The sequence below is a fragment of the Leptospira sanjuanensis genome (genome assembly GCF_022267325.1).
GTDB lineage: Bacteria > Spirochaetota > Leptospiria > Leptospirales > Leptospiraceae > Leptospira > Leptospira sanjuanensis.
This window is the reverse complement of the sequence record NZ_JAIZBG010000001.1, coordinates 3,034,307-3,050,811: the sequence shown is the minus strand read 5'-3', so window position 1 is coordinate 3,050,811 and position 16,505 is coordinate 3,034,307. Positions and strand designations below refer to the sequence as shown.

Below are 16,505 nucleotides of genomic sequence, written 5' to 3'. Positions count from 1 at the left end.
CAAAGCGGTTTGCTGTTTTTTGCGCGGTTCCTTTGAGCCTTTACTGGATCGGTTTTAAAACGTAAGGATCGCCGGGAACGGAAGCCGGTTTGAATGTTTTGTATTTTTCAAACGATTCCGCGAACTTACCTTTCAGAATTCCGACTTCTTCCGATTCGCCCAAACCGGTCTGTCCCGAGGGCGAAGTCAATTCCCTGATTTTATCCAGATAAAGTTTGCAAGCCAGCAAATGAATTCTATAATCGGAAGGATCGAGTCTGTCCGCGTCTTTGGTGAGTTTTTCCGCAATCGTATAATAGGTATCCGATCTTTTTCTGTTTTTGGAAGCGTAAATCGGAGATGAATCGGCTTTGGTCGGAGTCCGAGCGGCTTTCGATTCTTCCAGGTAAAGATAATAATACGTAAGAGCGGAGTTGATGAGAAGTTCGCTGTCCGATTTGGTCAACTTAAACGCTTCTTGAATCACTTCCATGGACTTGGAAAGGACGGTAGGATTTTTAAAACCTTCGGTTTCGTATTTACGATTCAGGTAATCGATGTATTCGACATAGAATTCCAATTCTTCCTGCGAGTTTCCGAAACGTTTTCGGTTTTTCCAAGCCATTGAAAATTCGGCGCCGGCGGAAACGTAAGCCTCACCCGTTCGTTTGTATAAAAGTCCCAAGCGGAAATGCCCCATCGGAGAAGAAGGGTCCAGGCTGATGGTATGTTTGTAAGAGCGGATCGATTCCGCGATTTCGTTTCTGGAAAGATAATAGTCGCCTTTCTTACGTTCTACGATCGCAGGTTCTATTTTTTCCGAAACGAGAGGGGCGGCCACCATGAGGTTTCTGTCCTTAACAAGTCCTAAGTTTCCGATTCCTCTGGCCCTTTTTCCGATGAACGACGTCTGAAAGATGGATTTGATTTCGATCTGCGCTACGATGTTTCCGTTTTTGTAATTCTTATGATCGAAATCCTTTTCGATAAGATATAAGATTTGCCCGACCCTGAGGCCCGGATCGTAGTTGATCTTGATCGTGACAAGGTCGGCTCTCGTATCGACGCCGATATCGAGATACTTGTTTTTTCCTTCCTCTTCGATCGGCTTTACCTTATCGTAAAGAACGGTCTCGCCTATGAGAATCATCTTTTCTTTTTCCGGTTTGCCGGGATCACGGAACGCGTAGACGAGCTCCCGCGCGTCCGTTGTTCCCAAAGGAAGAAGGTTCAGTAGAATCGACAATAGAAGAAGGAAAATTCGAAAGGATCTCACCTTCCAAAGATCGGCCGATCTTGCAATCCGGCCGGAAAAAAAGATCCGTTCCGGCCGCATTTCCCATCCGATTTCGCGGTGAGAATTCGGTTGAAAGGGCTTTCGTTTTTCCGGCGACTCAGTCGAACGAGATCGCCGAGACATTAAGGATTCAGATTTTGAAATGAGGGAATTCTCGGGTGAGAATGTGCCGCTTGCGCGTTGCTGCCAGGACGTTCCAGAACCGCCGCCTTGAGCCTGGCTTCCACGGCGGCGTCCGCCTCCTCTTTGATATCGGTAAAGAATAGGATTTTTTCGGGTGTGATCTTCAGTTGTTCGGCGATCTTCGTATAACTCGAAGATTCCCGTTTGCCTCCGACGGCCGTATCGAAATAACCGGAAAAATATCCGGTCAAGTTGCCGGAATTTGAATATTCGAAAATTAACTTCTGCGCTTGAACGCTTCCGGAAGAATATACGGCGGCGCGTTTGCCCGCGGTTTGAATTCGGTTTAAAAAATCGGACACGTCTTCGAACATGGAACTTTTCAATTCGCCGCTTTCGTAGCCTTGTTTCCAAATTCTCCCTTGAATCTCTTTGAGAGGACCGCTTTTACGATCCACGCTCACGAGATGTTTGCAGTAATCGCTTAAACTTTGGGGAGAATCGTCGATCTTCCCCTTGTAAGTCGGATCGTTTTTTCCTTCTTCAAGAAGTTTTTCGACCCATTCTTTCTCCAAAGAATTCGACCGGAAGAACTCGTCGAACTTCCCGACCGAGTACGGAAACAGAACCTTATGTACGAACTCGATGGGAGTCGTGGTTCCTTCGATATCGAATAGATATAAATCGAATTCCTTTATATTCAATTACGCGGCCCCTCTGATTTTTTCGGCTTCCGCTACCAGGTATTCATGGACGTCTTTCTCGTCTTTCTCGAAATTTTTCAGAACGATCAGCCAGGAAAGCGCGCAAGGAACCCAAAATAAAACCGAGATTGAAAGTCCGAGCGATCTGTCTCCCGGAGTCAAACCCAAAATCACGGCGCTCATCGCGGGGCCGAGTCCTTTTCCGAGGTCGTCCGTTAGGTTGTAGAGAGCGAACATACTACTTCTATTTTTTGGAATATTCACGTTAATCAATGTAGCTCTGACGTTCGGTCCCGTTACGGAGATGATGAATCCGGTAAGGATGTTGACGATGATGAACAATCCAGAGCCGGCGATATTGTCCGCTTTTAAAAGATAAATGCACGGAAGAATCCCGATGAGAATACTCGACATGCAAAAAATCGGAAGAAGCCGTTTGTTGCGGTTGTAGATTTTTTGTCCGATGATTCCTCCGAAAAAAGTTCCCGCAAAAACGCCGATCGCGGCATAAGTGAGAAGCATCGTCGCCGTTGCCTTGTCGAGATGATAGGAAGTTTCGTAGTAGTCGACTAAGAACACGAAGAACACTCCCCACGGAACACAGCCCGGAATTCCCTGTAAAAAGATCCCTATGTTCGTTTTGTTTTGAAAGAGAAGCCGTACGTCGCTCCAACGAAGATGAAAACTTTCCTCGGGAAATTTTTCGGCGATTCCTGCCCATTCCGATTCTCCGCCGCCTCGAATCGGTTCCTTGCAAAAGATCCAATAGATGAGCGCAAAGAAAAAGGAAGGAATGGAAAGATAAATAAAGCTGGTTCTCCATCCGTTGATCGGGTCTGCGTTCCCTAAAATTCCTCCGAAAAGCTGACCTACGCCGAGTCCGATTCCCATCGAAAGCGAAACGTAAGCGGCGGCGGTGGATCTGGATTTATCCGAAAAGTAATCGCCGAGAACTGTAAACAGGAGCGGAAAAATTCCTCCGAGCCCGAATCCGGTTAAGGTTCTATAAATCACGAACTCGGGGTAACTCGTCGCGAATCCGGAAAGAAAACAGGGGACTTCTCCCAGAAATACGGAGAATAGGATGAGCATTTTGCGGGAATACTTTTGCGAAAGGTAGCCCATGCTCACCGATACGGCCCCGCCTAAGATGAAGAATAAAATCGGAATTACGCCGCCGATATACCAATCCACTTCTTCCTGGCTGTTGAGTCCGAAAGAGGCACCGATGTTTTTCAGGTTCGGTGCGATGAGATTTTGATCCGCGAATAGGAAGAAAGCCATTCCCATAATCATCCAGAACGCCAAAATCGCGTTCCATCCGTGGTTCGCCAATTCTCCCAATCCGAAAAAGCGAAGAAGGCTTTTTTCCGAAGGTCTTTTTTCCATATTCTCTCCGATCCGATGTATAATTCTTTTTAGAAACGAATTCAAACAATGGGGAACGCGGACGAAAACTCAAGGAAACTTTAAATCCGATTTTAGAATTCGATCCCCCGTTCGAGCGTTCGTAACGAGACATAGAAAACGATCCGTTTTATTTCAAAAGCGTTTAACGATGAAAATATTCCGTTTTTAATCTGTTTTAGAATATTTAGTTGACCCCTATGATTTTAATGATTCTTTTCTTCCAAACAAATCGGATTTCGCAATGACCTTTCATCACAAAGAATTCTACATTCTCTCCAGTTCCGATAAATCAAAGTTATATTGTCAATCTTGGACAAAACCGAACGCAAACCGAGTGATGATCTTTCATCACGGTTTCGGAGAACATAGCGGGCGTTATGCGAACCTGCTTCGTTATTTTGCGAAAAGCGACATCAACTTCTATTCCTTCGATATGAGAGGTCACGGGAATTCGGAAGGAAAGCGAGGTCACGCGGACTCCTTCGATTTATACGTAAGGGATCTTTCCGATTTTGCGAACGAGGTTTTAAAGAGGGAACAAAGGGACCGGTTTTTTCTTTTGGGTCATTCTCTCGGTGGAGCGGTCGTGCTTCGTTACGCGCAGGAAGGAATCAATCAGGATAACATTCTGGGATTGATTTTAGGTTCTCCGGCGCTTAAAGTAAGGATGGACTTTCAAAAGAAACTGAAGAAGTTCGTGGGCGGTTTTTTAAGCAGGATTTCTCCCGCTACGCTTGTTGACGCGGAATTGGATCTTCATTTTCTTTCGCATGATCCGGATGTGATCGAAGCATATAAGCAAGATCCATTGGTTCACGGCAAGGTTTCTCTCAGGATGGGGACCGAACTTTTGGAATTAGGACCGAAGCTAATTAAAAAGGCGAACGTGATCCGTTGCCCTGTTTTGATTCTTCACGGTCAAGAGGACGGCCTAATCGATGTGAACGGTTCCATGGAACTTTATAAAAATCTAATTTATCGAAACAAAAGAATGAAGATTTATCCGGGTTTGTATCATGAAATCATGAATGAATTTCCGGAACACAGAGACGAGGTTCTCGGCGATATTCAGGCGTTTTTGGATACGATCCTTCGGGAAAAATCTCCCGGCGAGGAGAAGAATTCTTCCCTGAAAATGAAGAAGAAACAGAAGGATTCCGCTTCCAATAAGAAGAAAACCGCCGTTTGAGGACTCGGGATTTTTCGGGTTTTAGGGAATTCGTATTTTAGAATGGATTGAAAGACGCGCGCGCGAAGCGCGCGCGGGAAATTCGCCGATTACTCTTTTCTATAGATAAAAATAAAGGAAAGTGTGAATAGAAATCCCAAGATGGCAACCAATCCGAGTAACGAACGTTCGGTGGTCGGAAACCAGGTTCCGTTTTCGATCTTACGGTTGACCCGTTCCGTCTCCACGTCTGCGACCGGATTTCCACCCGATACGGAAATCGAAACTTCGTAACGAGGAGAGGGATAACCGATCTTAAACGCCTTCATATCGGAAGGAACGTCTTCTTGAATCCTTTCCTGTTTAGCCGCGCCGATAAAGGAAACTTCCATATCTTGCGGTTTGGAAAAAACGGCTCTGTAACCTTCTTCCTTCTCGGCAAGCATTCTATCCTTAAAAGTCACTGTGGAAAGATTATTCGCCGGAATCGTATAAGAAATTTGTAATTCGGAACTTCCGGGAAGAATAGCTCTGTCCAAAAGTTTACCGTTCGGTCCGTCTTGGAGAGAAAGAGGAATCGCCATTCTGGATTCTCCCTGAGTGAGCTGCCCCGCGATCTCGGTCGCTTCGGATGGGACGAAAATTTCGAACGGATTCTGCTCGTCCTGATAACTTTTAGGAGGAATCGTGTTGTTGGATATTAGGAAAATCTTAAATACTCTGAGAAAATCGCGGCCTCTCGAGATCTGCATCGCGGATCTCGTTCTTACGAGGGATTTATCTCTTGTCTTTTCGTAGACGATGATTTCCTGAACTCCAGAGCGCATAACGGGGACGGGAGGAACCATCTTGTTGTAATTGACTCCGCCGTATTTCGCCTGAAGAAGAATCGGAGTCTGATCGGGAACGGTGAGTTTAGAAACGACGAAAGAGCCGCGGGAGGGGCCGATTTCCTTGATCGGAATCATTCCTTGTTGGAGTGCGATAATACGAAGGGATTCGATGCTTCCTTCTTGACCGGTGGTTCCGTTTTTGATCCGTATTTTCAGCTCCAGTTCTTCCGAATAGACGGAGGTTTGTATCAGTAAAAGGGAGAATAGAATCGTAATTATATTTTTCATCTCAGGGCTCTAAGGTCATTTTTATTCTGCCTATTCAAAAAGAAAATCCTTTACACTCACTTTTCTTCCCGTAACGTGATTCTCTCCGAAACGGTGATTTTTTCCGTTTAGACGTTCCTTAGGAGATTAAAATGGGTTGGTTGCGAAGAATATTAGCGATATTGGGAATCCTATTCGGTTCTCTTCTGATTCTGATCTACTCGATCACGTTTCACCCCGATCAGGCTCAACCCGCGGACGTTGTATGCAACGAAAACGCTCCGCTATTAAAGGCGGATTCTAAGATCAAGATTCTCGTCTGGAATGTTCAATATCTTGCGGGAAAGAAACGAGTGTTTTGGTACGACGTTCCGAACGGGGACGGACCCGACACCGGCCCATCCCGTGAAGAAATCGAATCGACGCTCAAAAAAATCACCGAAACCGTTCGCGCCGAAAATCCGGATGTGATTCTGTTTCAGGAGTTACATGACGGCGCAAAGAATACGTTCCAAGAGGATCAATTGGAAAGAATTCTTTCGCAAATCGGTCCTGCTTACGCCTGTTCAAGCGAGGCTTTTTATTGGAAGTCGTTATTCGTTCCTCATCCTAAGATTTTGGGAAGCGTCGGAATGAAACTCGCGACGATCAGTAAATATAAAATTTCCGACGGGATTCGTCATTCTCTTCCTTTGATGCCGGCGGATCCGGTTTCGACTCAGTTCGGTTTAAAAAGGGCGATTCTTCAAAATGATTTTCCGGTGGAAGGCGGGGATAAGTTCACAGTTTTGAACACCCATCTTGATGCGTTCTCGCAAGGAACGGATACGATGCACAGGCAAGTCGAAACGATCGCGGGGCTTTTGAAGGAGCTGGATCTTGCGGGTCATTATTGGGTGTTAGGCGGGGACTTCAATTTGCTTCCTCCCGGATTCGATCGTAAGTCCATGCACCCGAACGGCGCGTTCTTTTATTCGGATGAACAGGAAATCAAACCTCTGTTTGATAAATGGAATTCTTCTGTTCCATTCAATATTTTGAATGGACCGGAAAAGTCGAAGTATTATACGCATTATTCGAACGATCCTGCGATCGGAAAACCGGATCGAACGATCGATTATATTTTCTACTCATCCAATTTGAAACAGACAAGTTATCGAGTGGATCAAGGCGAGATTCTTTGGACTGTGTCCGATCATTTTCCTATGATCGGAACATATCTTTTGAAGAAATGACGACTTAGCTTGACCTTCTTCGATGCGAAGGAGATTTTTTTGAACCTACGACTGCCGGGCTAGGTTGGCGGATAGGGACGGGCGTTATTTGAGCGCAGAAGGTTGAGTATGTCTGTTTTTTTAGTCGTTTCGTATTTTTTTATCGTTTTTGGTTTTTTCAAGCGGTTGTTTGCCCTGGAATTCTTTCTGCGGAACCGTTGGAGGCATGGGCGTACTGTTGCTATACTCCGATCATCGAATCGATTCTCGGCTTCAGGAAAGTAATACGAACGTTGTGACCTTGCTGATTCCTGAAGCCGTTTTGTTGCGTTATCCTGAACGCGACCGTAGGAATCTTCCCAAACGAATTCCGGAGCTGTTGAGAAGATACGGTAAATTTCTGACGGCGACAAAGAGACTTGGAAAAAAGGCTGGTCGGACTTTGTATCAACCGAGTCCGGGGAAGGAAAAGATGAAACGGATCAATGTTCGACTGAGCACCGGTAGCTGGACTTTGTTCGGGACTCTGGCGCAGGCTCATGGGGTTTCGCGCTGTTTTCTGTTTAATTATCTTCTGTGGTTGGAAGAAAACGAAATCGGGAATTCTATTGTGCAAACTATGAATGAAGGAGGTCCAACATTTCACAGAAAATACAGTTATATCCTGGACCTCGACCTGCTCAATAATCGCGTTTCAAGGCTCTTACAATGCGAACCGGAGGACAGTTTTTACGTTTTAGATTATCGCGATTGGTTCCGGACCGCGCCGTCCTAATACAAAAACCTTCTCGACATTCTCCCTAAAGTACTAAGCTCAGATTGAAGTTGCCAAAGAAATTGCAAAGAATTCTCTGGATGAAGATCCCATATTCACAAGCGATGTTCGGAAGAAAAATGGGATCGCATTTTACGGAACGGAAAGCTTATGAGACCTTTTAAAATATTAGGAATTCAGCAAATCGCGGTCGGCGGCGAAGACAAAAAGAAACTCGAAACATTTTGGGTCGACATACTCGGACTCGAAAAAACGGGAACGTTCAAGAGTGAAAAAGAAAACGTCGACGAAGATATTCTCAGAATGGGTAAGGGCGCATTTGCGGTAGAAGTCGACATCATGCAGCCGATCGACGTCAACAAAAGCCCCAAGGTTCACGAACCGAAACTCAATCACATCGGCCTTTGGGTTGACGACATTCATAAAGCGGTCGAATGGCTCACCGCCAAAGGAGTCCGTTTCACTCCGGGCGGAATCCGCAAAGGCGCAGCGGGATACGACGTATGTTTCATTCATCCTAAAGGAAACGAAGAATTTCCGTATTGTTCCGAAGGAGTTCTCGTCGAACTCGTTCAGGCTCCCGCCGACGTAATCCAAGCTCTCGCCTAAAATTTACGGGCGTGCCGCGGCTTTCGTTTCAATTAAAGAGACGGAAGCGAACAAAACGCGGCCGCGCTCTCAGCTCCGGTCAACAAATTGAAATTTTCTTTTTTTGAATATTCGATTTTTAGAAAGCCAATTTGTTGACCCCGCTTCGATCGCTCACGCGGTTCTCCACAAAAATTCAGCCGAAGATTGTCTCGAGCTTGAGACGTATTCCGATAGAAAAACCGCGTGCGGCCTCAGAGGACGTTCGAATTTTCAAATATTAGAAAAACAGAAAGCGGTTACTTTTTGCCTAAAAGAAAAAAGGTTCTCATCGGACCCTTTCCTTTGACTTCGATGATTCCGCGATCTTCGAATGTGAATAAATCTTTGAGTGCGTTGTAGGTCGCTTCGGAACAATTGATCTTTCCCGGTTCTCCGTGCGATTCCATTCTGGAAGCGGTATTTACCGAATCGCCCCACAAGTCGTATACGAATTTATTTTTACCGATCACACCGGCGACTACGTCGCCGGTGTGAATCCCGATTCTGATATTAAACTCGTATTTCCACGACTTCTGAAGATCCTTCAATCCTCGGATCATATCGATTCCGGCTAACGCGATTTTTTCCGCGTGGTCCGGCGTTGCGTTCGGAATTCCGCCCGCCATCATATAACAATCCCCGATGGTTTTGATCTTTTCGAGTTTGTATTTGCTCGCGATCTCGTCGAAACAGGTGAAGATCTGATTCAGGATTTCAACGAGCTGGTTGGGAGTGGGGATCTGGGTGGAAAGTTTGGAAAAACCGACGATGTCCGCGAATAAGACCGTGGAAGTCGGAATGTAATCCGCGATCACGCCTTCTCCGCCTTTCAATCGTTCGGCGATCGTCTTCGGGAGAATGTTCAGAAGAAGGCTTTCCGACTTCTGTCTTTCCTTTTCCAAACCTTCGTTTAACATATTGATTTTTTCCAATGAATCCTTGAGTTCCCGGTTTCTCTTGGAAAGCGTCTTATATGCGTCCGCGTTATCCACCCCGATCGCTACGTAGTTCGCTAGAGTTCTCAAGATGCTGAGCTGATTTTCGTTGAACGCGTTTTTCTCGTAGCTTTGGATTGTAAGCATTCCGATGAAACGTTCCTCCACCTTCAACGGAAGATAGACTACCGAACTCGTCTTTTCTCCGAAGTGTTTTTGGATCGTGGAAACGTATTGCGGAAAATCTTTTTCGAGATCGTTGGTGATGAGTTCCTGATTGTTGTGATAACAGAACGAGGAAGGATTCTCCTCCGCGAGGGAATCCACCGAAGGAGCCGGAGTATAACGACCTTCGATCAAGCTGAACTTATATTTGATTTCGTTTTTGCCTTCTTCAATGATACCGAATGCGAGGATGTCCATCGATACCATGGACTTCGTGTTCTCGTAAACGGAAGTCAGAATGATCTTCGGTTCTAAACTCGCGGTAATCATCTGACCGATTTCGCTCAACTGCTTGAGGTTCTGATAAGAAGATACGAGTCTTTGATTGGAGTCCTGCAATTCCGTCTGTGTTTTGATCAGACGGTTCTGCGTGGAATCCCCGATTTTCATCAGCTTCGAGGATTGTTTTAAAAGGGATTCGTAGGCTTCTCCGAGTTTCTTCAGCTCTTCGAAAACTTCCTCTTTGCCTAGGGATTCTTTCCTGTCGAGGGTTCCATTGACTTCGTTTAACAACTGAAATTCGTTTTCGAAAAAGGAATTAAAGTCCTTCTGAGCTGAAGATGCTGGTTCCATGCGTGGTTTCGATTACCGAGCCGTTTTATTTATAGGATTTTAATTCGAACGGCAGGGAAAGATCCGAGGAGAATTCCTCTCCGGTTTCCTGCATATCGTCGTCGTCCTCTTTGTACAACCAAAGTATCTTGACCTTGCCGCTCTGATCGTGATACTTCTGAAGAGAATCCAGAATATCCATGATCACTTTAGACGAACTCGTATTGAAATAATCCAACTGAAATTTCACTTGAATCGATGCCTTCGATCCCATCGCCGCGTTCAGCCAATCGAATACGGGTTTGTAAAAGGCGATCGCGTTTTCGGGATAGGATTCTCCGATGATTTCAACCACTCCCTTCTCTGTGTCTAAAATAACCTCCGGAGAAGTTTTTGTTTGTTGAATGTGTAATGATTCCATTCTCAATTTTCCTTTGTAAAGTATGCAGAAAGTGTAAAGAACGAATGTTTATCGTCCACCGGCGAGATATTATATGTAAGCGGTCCGTCGGACTTTCTAGCGATATCGATCAAACCGACTCCCGCGCCTTTGCTGTCGTCAGGTCTATCCGAGCGCAACTGCTGTTGGTAATAAGTTTTTAACTCATCCCTCGACATAGAATTTATTTTTTCGCATTTGGCTTTCAGGGATTCTATTTTGTCGTTTAGTACAAGGTTCCCGGACGAAACATTATAGCCAATCGATTTTTCGTCGACCATGATGATGCCGACGCCGCCCTCTCTGCCGTCTTCGAGAGCTTTTCTTTCCGCAGAATAGTGTAGCATATTCTGTGCGAGTTCGATGAAAACCGCGAAGATTTTTTTAATTTTCGACTCCGCACTCAGGGACGTCCGGATCATCGAACCGAATTCCGTCAGGACTTCTTGCGAGAGACGCCCTTTAAAGGAAACAATTAATTGATAATCGCAGGCCTCTTTATACTGCTTAAACAGGTCTACGGACTTGTTTTCCATCATTTCTTTTTAACATGCTCCTATAGTTTCGTTTCCCGGATCAGGTTCTAAAACCGATCAAAGTTATGTCATCTCTCTGAGCTTCCCCCGCTTGATGGCCGTCTAAAAAGGCGGCTAAGCGCTCTTTCTGTTCCGGCGCGGGCAGAGACAAGACGCTTTGCAGATAAGAGATCAATCCTTTGCTCGCGATCCTCTGTCTTTGAGGATTCGGCTGATCCATATAACCGTCCGTCGCGAGATAAAACATGGTCGGTTTTCCCTTTTCCAGTTTTACTTCGTGCGTGGTGTACGTTCTGGAATCTTCTTTTTGTCGTCCGCCGATCGAATGTCTGTCGCCTTTGATCTCTTCGATCATATCACCCTTTGAGAAGTAGAGCGGTCTTTTGGCGCCGGCGAACAGAACTTTATCACCGTCGATTCTGCAGAAGCAGACGTCCATGCCGTCCACCGAGTTGGCATCCATGGTATCCTGCTTTAAGGCTTGGCGAACATTTCGGTTTAAATGTTCCAAAACCTTGCCCGGGTCTTTGATCCCCGCCTCATTTACGATCTGGTTGAGTAAAGTGTTTCCTATCATTGACATTAATGCACCGGGGACTCCGTGTCCAGTACAATCGACCGCCGCAAGAAAAATTGATCCTTCTTTTTTACTGAACCAATAGAAGTCGCCCGATACGATGTCCTTGGGTCTGAATAATACGAATTGCTCATTTAGATTCTTTGCAAGTAGATCTTCGGAAGGAAGAATCGCTTGTTGAATATTCAAAGAATATTGAATACTATCCGTGATGTGCTGGTTCTTCAGTCCCAGGTCCGCGTTGGCCTGCGCCAATTCCCTCGTCCTCTCCCTTACTTTTTCCTCCATGTTCGCGTAGAGTAACGCGTTATCGATGGAGATCGCCGCTTGCGAGGAAAGAATGTTCATGATCTGAAGCCGGTCCGAAGTGAACGCCCCTTCCGAAAGATTGTTTTCAAGATATAAAATCCCGGAAATCTCCCCTTGTTTGATCACCGGCGCGCAGAGAACCGATTTCGTTTTGGAATTTTTGATATATTCGTCTTTGTTAAACTTCTCGTCCTGGTTCGCGTTTCGCAAAACCAGATTCTCCTTGGTCCGCTCCACGTAATAGATGAGGGAGATCGGAAGATTTTTGCTGTTGCCGAGAGGAATGCCGGTCAATACTTCGACGTCGTCCTTGGAAATCGAACCTTCGGCTTCCACGTAGAGTCTTCCTTCTTTTTTCAGAATAAGAACTCCGCGTTGAGCGCCCGCGTTCTCGATTACGATCTTCATCAGTTTATCGAGAAGATTTTCCAGTTTGATCTCTCCGGAAATCGCCGTCGAACTTTTTAAGACCGACTGAAGATCGAGAGTTTGGCCCGAGTAAACTTCCGTAGCGGCCGCGGTCGTGCTGGAAATCGTTCGATGTGTGCGTAACGTTCCGGTTCCCCGTTCGCGGATGAATTCAGGAAACTTGGACTTGAGCATGCTTTGTTTGAGGTTCGCGCCCCAAAGTCCGTAACGGTGATACGCTTCGTTGACGAATTCTCCCGCGATCTTGACGCTTCCCTTGGAAAGCCAGAACATCGCGGCGATCTCGCAGGCGAGTGCCTCGTCGTTTTGGAATTCGTTTTTTCTGGCCTCGCGGATCGCCGCTTCATACGTCCTTGCCGCCTTCCAGTTTTTGTATTCGAGTCTTGCAAGCTCCGCGTCCACGAGAAGATATTTGTGATAGAAGTTTTCCGGACAGCTTTCGGCTAACGTTAGTAGTTGTTTCTGATTCTCGCGGATCTTTTTTAAGTATTCCTTTTTGCGATCGGGAGAAACCTTTTTGTAATTCGCCGCGAGCGCGAGCGAATATAAAAAGTTGTGTTCGAGCGGGCCGTATTGACCTCCGAGATAGAGAATCATTCCGTTCGCTTCTTCGGCTTCCTGAAGGGCGAGTTGATATTCTCCGTACATCAAAAGGGAACGGACCTTCATCACCTTGAAAGTAACGATCGGAGCCGGGCTCTGATGATCGTTGCAGAGATCGATGTATTCCTTCTCCTGATATTCGGCGGAGGAAAAGTCCAGATGACTTCCGGTTTCTCCTCTGAGGTTGGAAAGAATCAAGGTCGTTCCGAGGATCGTGTCGATGGCGAGGTTGTTCTTCACCTTGCGTACGAACTTGAGAAGTTGATTGATCTTCGGTTTGAGAATCTCGAGATTCTTCCCTTGAAACATCACGTTAGACGCATCGTTCATCGCGGCGTAACTTCCGTGCAGAAATTCCCCCGAATCCAACGCGGACTGAACGCACTTGATGTTTACCTCTTCCGAAAATTTCAGATGTTTTACGAACGAAGAAGAGTAATTCGCTAGAATGTTCGCGGCTTTCGTATAACCGCCGGAGTTCATGTGTTTTTCGCTGAGTTTCACCGCGAGTTCGCAGAAGTCGTAAGCCCCTTTGTAGTCGGCGAGTTTTCCCACAAGAACCATTCCGTAACAGGAATATCCGTACGAATCGGAAAGATTCCCGTACTTCATCAGCAGGTTCGCCATCTTCAAACAGATGACGGGGAAGAGGGCGGGTTCCTTGTTGTATGCCATCGGAATTGCGCTGATCAAAAGATTGACCGCCCAGATATGATTCGGGTCGGTCATCAGAGGCTCGTCTAACAGCGCCGTTACGCTTCTGTTCTTGAGATTCTTCTTCGCTTCTTCGATTTCCTTGTCGACCACCTTATCGAAGTTGGAAGTGGGGATTTCGATTCCGAGAGGTTTGAGAGCTTTGATGACGGTCGGCATCGCGAGATCGTATTTTCCCTGCGCGGAGTATTCGATCATGAGAAGGTTATACGCTTCCGCCTGTTCCACGGGAGTTTTGGATTGTTTCAGAAGAATCTGAATGATCTCCTGCGATTCCTCGAAATTTCCGTTGAGATACAAGACTTCAGCGAGCTCCTTGTGAACCGCGTAACAGAGTTCGTATTCCTTGTTCCAGAGTTCCTTGTCTCCTTTGCCCGCTTCGGGAAGGGAGAATAGAAGTTCTCTCGATTTTTCGGAATACGCCTTTGCCGGTTTGTATGCGGCGGAGAGTTTCGCCTTTTGCGCGGCTTGAAGATTCAATTGTAATAATTTACGTTTTTCTAAATTATCCTGAATGAGAGCCGAACCGGTGTTCAAGTGGTTGACCACGTCGAAGATGGAATCTTCCAGGGATTTTTCGTTCAGGTTCTCGAGAAGAATTCTTCCGATCTGAAGTCGAACGGATTGTTTCTGGTTCTCGTCCAGAAGTTCGTAGCTCGCCTGCTGCACCCGGTCGTGTTGAAAACGGAATTGAATCGATTTGGCGGTTTGGAAATTCTTTTCCCGGTTGTCTTCGATTTCCTCCATCGAATCGACCAATCGATAGTTGTCTCCGATCGGAACGATCAATTCCTCTTCCATGGTTTCCATCAGCGCGGCCATGGTTTCCTTCAATGTCGCTCCGAGAATTTTGGATTGGATTCCGAGATCGAAGTTGCTTCCGATACAGGACGCGAGTTTCAGAGTTTCCTGCGTGCGCGGAGCGAGTTTTTTGATTCTTCGCACGAGAAGTTCGACTACGTTATCCGAAATATCCGTCTTTTTGATCTTTTCGAGATTCCAGATCCACTTTCCGGAAATCGTGGAGCTTCCTTTTTGATACGAGATGATTTCCTCTTTGGAGAGTTGTTTTAAAAGCTCGTTGATAAAGAACGGATTTCCTCTCGTTTTCGAATAAACGATTTCCGCGAAACTCTGCGTCTCGTCCTTGGGTCTGCGTAAACTGTCGGAAAGAAGTTCGTTTACGTTCTCCAGACTCAAGGGCTTTAGAAGAATTTTGTCCAAGCGAAATCCTTCCTTTTCCAAACCCGTTACGAGAGTCGAAAACGGATGGGTCGAATCGACTTCGTTATCCCTATAGGCTAACATTAGGAAAAGATAATTTACGGATACGTCCTCGATTAAGTTCTTCACGAGTTCGAGGGAAGGGGTGTCCGCCCACTGCAAATCGTCCAAAAAGATCGCGAGAGGATGTTCCGCGTTCGCGAAGATTTTGATGAAATTTTGAAATACCAAATAGAATCTGTTCGCGTTTTCCTGCGGACCGAGTTCGGTTACGGGCGCCTGTTCGCCGATGATGAACTCGAGTTCCGGCAACACGTCGGTCATCACCTTTCCGTTGACGCCTAACGTGTCGTGAATTAGATTTTTCCATTCCTCGATGCGTTCGGGAGATTCGGTGAGAATCTGTTCTATGAGGTTGGAGAACACTTGAATGATCGCGCTGAACGGAACGTTCCGGTTGTATTGATCGAATTTTCCGGAAATGAAATATCCCTTCGATTCCGTGAGGGGTTTATTGATCTCCTTTACGAGAGAGGATTTTCCGACGCCGGAATAACCCGCGATCAGAACGACGCTCGTTCTCCCCGTATCGGTTACGCGTTTGAATTCGCTTAACAACGCCGCGATGTATTCCTCTCTTCCGTAGAGTTTTTGAGGAATTTTGAATTCGTTGGAATAATCCTTGGAGCCTAGAGGGAAGGCGGGCGCGTCTCCGGATTCCAGCCATTTGTCCCGGATCGTTTCGAGATCGGCTTTGAGCCCTTCCGAGGTTTGATATCTGTCTTCCGCGGTTTTGGAAAGAAGTTTTAATACGACATGAGAAAGCGCTTCCGGAATTTCGTTGCGGAGTTTGCGCGGTTCGATCGGCGACTTTGCGAGATGAAAGTGAACGAGCTCCAAAAGATCTTCGCTTTCGAACGGAAGTTTGCCCGTAAGAAGTTCGTAGAACGTTACTCCCAAAGAATAGAAATCGCTTCTGTAATCCACGGAACGGTTCATTCTTCCGGTTTGTTCGGGAGAAACGTAATGAATGCTTCCTTCCAACCGGTTCGGATTGGACCAGGAGGTTTCTTCCTTGGAAAGTCGAGTGGAAATTCCGAAGTCCACGATCCGTAAGAGTTCGTTTGCCGGATTGAAAATGATATTGTCCGGTTTTAAATCCTTGTGTATTACCTTTTTATTATGGATTTCCCCGAGCTTTTCGGCGAGGTCGATCGCGATCTTAAAAAAGTCCTTCAGGTTTACCGGTTTTTTTTGGGAAAAATGTTTGAGCGTCGCACCGGGAACGAACTCCAAAATCAAGGTGAATCCTTCCGGAATCTTCTCCATTCCGAAGGCGTGGATCATTTTTTCGGAAGCGAGATAATTGAGAATTTCGTATTCGTTCCGCAAGTTGACGACCGCCGGATGCAGTTCGTCGAGGATCGGAATATATTTGATCACCACGTCGGCCCCGTCCTTCGTTCGGACGGCTTTGTAAACCTCCGTGGACGAATCCGCGTTCATTCTTTCTTTTAATTCGTAACCGTTTATTTTCATATAGTTCGATTGCCCCGATCCCG

Annotated in this window: 12 protein-coding genes; 4 read left to right on the top strand and 8 right to left on the bottom strand. The window is 46.2% G+C overall.

The features are described 5' to 3' along the window. Nucleotides 1-40: 40 nt before the first annotated feature. The 3 genes from LFX25_RS13740 to LFX25_RS13730 form a co-directional block, all read right to left on the bottom strand. On the bottom strand, nt 41-1,315 hold the full coding sequence (locus tag LFX25_RS13740; RefSeq protein WP_240009052.1) for a tetratricopeptide repeat protein: 1,275 nt from the start codon (nt 1,313-1,315) through the stop codon (nt 41-43). An 83-nt stretch (nt 1,316-1,398) separates the two neighbouring features. Then, a complete protein-coding gene (gene mtnC / locus LFX25_RS13735; RefSeq protein WP_238730743.1) occupies nt 1,399-2,103 on the bottom strand; it encodes an acireductone synthase in 705 nt (234 codons plus the stop codon). Further along, nucleotides 2,104-3,492, bottom strand: coding sequence for an MFS transporter (locus tag LFX25_RS13730; protein WP_238730742.1), 1,389 nt, complete (start codon nt 3,490-3,492; stop codon nt 2,104-2,106). A gap of 262 nt (nt 3,493-3,754) precedes the next feature. Here LFX25_RS13730 and LFX25_RS13725 point away from each other — a divergent pair, with 262 nt between their 5' ends. Continuing rightward, nucleotides 3,755-4,702, top strand: a complete 948-nt coding sequence (locus LFX25_RS13725) for an alpha/beta hydrolase (protein ID WP_238730741.1) — start codon at nt 3,755-3,757, stop codon at nt 4,700-4,702. An 89-nt stretch (nt 4,703-4,791) separates the two neighbouring features. Here the strand turns inward: LFX25_RS13725 and LFX25_RS13720 are convergent, their stop codons facing one another. Then, nucleotides 4,792-5,802, bottom strand: coding sequence for a hypothetical protein (locus LFX25_RS13720; protein ID WP_238730740.1), 1,011 nt, complete (start codon nt 5,800-5,802; stop codon nt 4,792-4,794). A gap of 131 nt (nt 5,803-5,933) precedes the next feature. On the opposite strand from LFX25_RS13720, the gene LFX25_RS13715 reads away from it, so the two are divergent. From LFX25_RS13715 to LFX25_RS13705, 3 genes are all read left to right on the top strand, one after another. Next, nucleotides 5,934-7,016, top strand: a complete 1,083-nt coding sequence (locus LFX25_RS13715) for an endonuclease/exonuclease/phosphatase family protein (protein ID WP_238730739.1) — start codon at nt 5,934-5,936, stop codon at nt 7,014-7,016. Between the two features lie 205 nt (nt 7,017-7,221). Then, a complete protein-coding gene (locus LFX25_RS13710) occupies nt 7,222-7,770 on the top strand; it encodes a DUF1564 domain-containing protein (protein WP_238730738.1) in 549 nt (182 codons plus the stop codon). Nucleotides 7,771-7,920: 150 nt separating this feature from the next. Beyond that, nucleotides 7,921-8,379 carry a VOC family protein gene (locus LFX25_RS13705; protein ID WP_238730737.1) on the top strand — a complete coding sequence of 153 codons (459 nt, stop codon included), beginning with the start codon at nt 7,921-7,923 and terminating at the stop codon, nt 8,377-8,379. Between the two features lie 278 nt (nt 8,380-8,657). Here the strand turns inward: LFX25_RS13705 and LFX25_RS13700 are convergent, their stop codons facing one another. From LFX25_RS13700 to LFX25_RS13685, 4 genes are read right to left on the bottom strand one after another with little or no spacing between them, the layout of a single operon-like run. Next, complete coding sequence (locus tag LFX25_RS13700; RefSeq protein WP_238730736.1) at nt 8,658-10,133, bottom strand: adenylate/guanylate cyclase domain-containing protein; 1,476 nt, start codon at nt 10,131-10,133, stop codon at nt 8,658-8,660. A gap of 25 nt (nt 10,134-10,158) precedes the next feature. Then, nucleotides 10,159-10,533, bottom strand: a complete 375-nt coding sequence (locus tag LFX25_RS13695) for a DUF1987 domain-containing protein (protein WP_118956256.1) — start codon at nt 10,531-10,533, stop codon at nt 10,159-10,161. Between the two features lie 2 nt (nt 10,534-10,535). Further along, nucleotides 10,536-11,090 (bottom strand): SiaB family protein kinase, encoded by a 555-nt coding sequence (locus tag LFX25_RS13690; protein ID WP_238730735.1) that lies wholly within the window; start codon nt 11,088-11,090, stop codon nt 10,536-10,538. Nucleotides 11,091-11,127: 37 nt separating this feature from the next. After that, the gene (locus LFX25_RS13685; RefSeq protein ID WP_238730734.1) at nt 11,128-16,482 is read right to left on the bottom strand and encodes an AAA family ATPase; all 5,355 of its coding nucleotides are present in this window, start codon (nt 16,480-16,482) and stop codon (nt 11,128-11,130) included. Nucleotides 16,483-16,505 lie beyond the last annotated feature (23 nt).

Bases quoted from the DNA above. Each gene is read 5' to 3' on its own strand.
- LFX25_RS13740 (WP_240009052.1), bottom strand. From the start codon at position 1,315: ATGCGGCCGGAACGGATCTTTTTTTCCGGCCGGATTGCAAGATCGGCC.
- LFX25_RS13730 (WP_238730742.1), bottom strand. From the start codon at position 3,492: ATGGAAAAAAGACCTTCGGAAAAAAGCCTTCTTCGCTTTTTCGGATTG.
- LFX25_RS13725 (WP_238730741.1), top strand. From the start codon at position 3,755: ATGACCTTTCATCACAAAGAATTCTACATTCTCTCCAGTTCCGATAAA.
- LFX25_RS13720 (WP_238730740.1), bottom strand. From the start codon at position 5,802: ATGAAAAATATAATTACGATTCTATTCTCCCTTTTACTGATACAAACC.
- LFX25_RS13715 (WP_238730739.1), top strand. From the start codon at position 5,934: ATGGGTTGGTTGCGAAGAATATTAGCGATATTGGGAATCCTATTCGGT.
- LFX25_RS13710 (WP_238730738.1), top strand. From the start codon at position 7,222: ATGGGCGTACTGTTGCTATACTCCGATCATCGAATCGATTCTCGGCTT.
- LFX25_RS13705 (WP_238730737.1), top strand. From the start codon at position 7,921: ATGAGACCTTTTAAAATATTAGGAATTCAGCAAATCGCGGTCGGCGGC.
- LFX25_RS13700 (WP_238730736.1), bottom strand. From the start codon at position 10,133: ATGGAACCAGCATCTTCAGCTCAGAAGGACTTTAATTCCTTTTTCGAA.
- LFX25_RS13695 (WP_118956256.1), bottom strand. From the start codon at position 10,533: ATGGAATCATTACACATTCAACAAACAAAAACTTCTCCGGAGGTTATT.
- LFX25_RS13690 (WP_238730735.1), bottom strand. From the start codon at position 11,090: ATGATGGAAAACAAGTCCGTAGACCTGTTTAAGCAGTATAAAGAGGCC.
- LFX25_RS13685 (WP_238730734.1), bottom strand. From the start codon at position 16,482: ATGAAAATAAACGGTTACGAATTAAAAGAAAGAATGAACGCGGATTCG.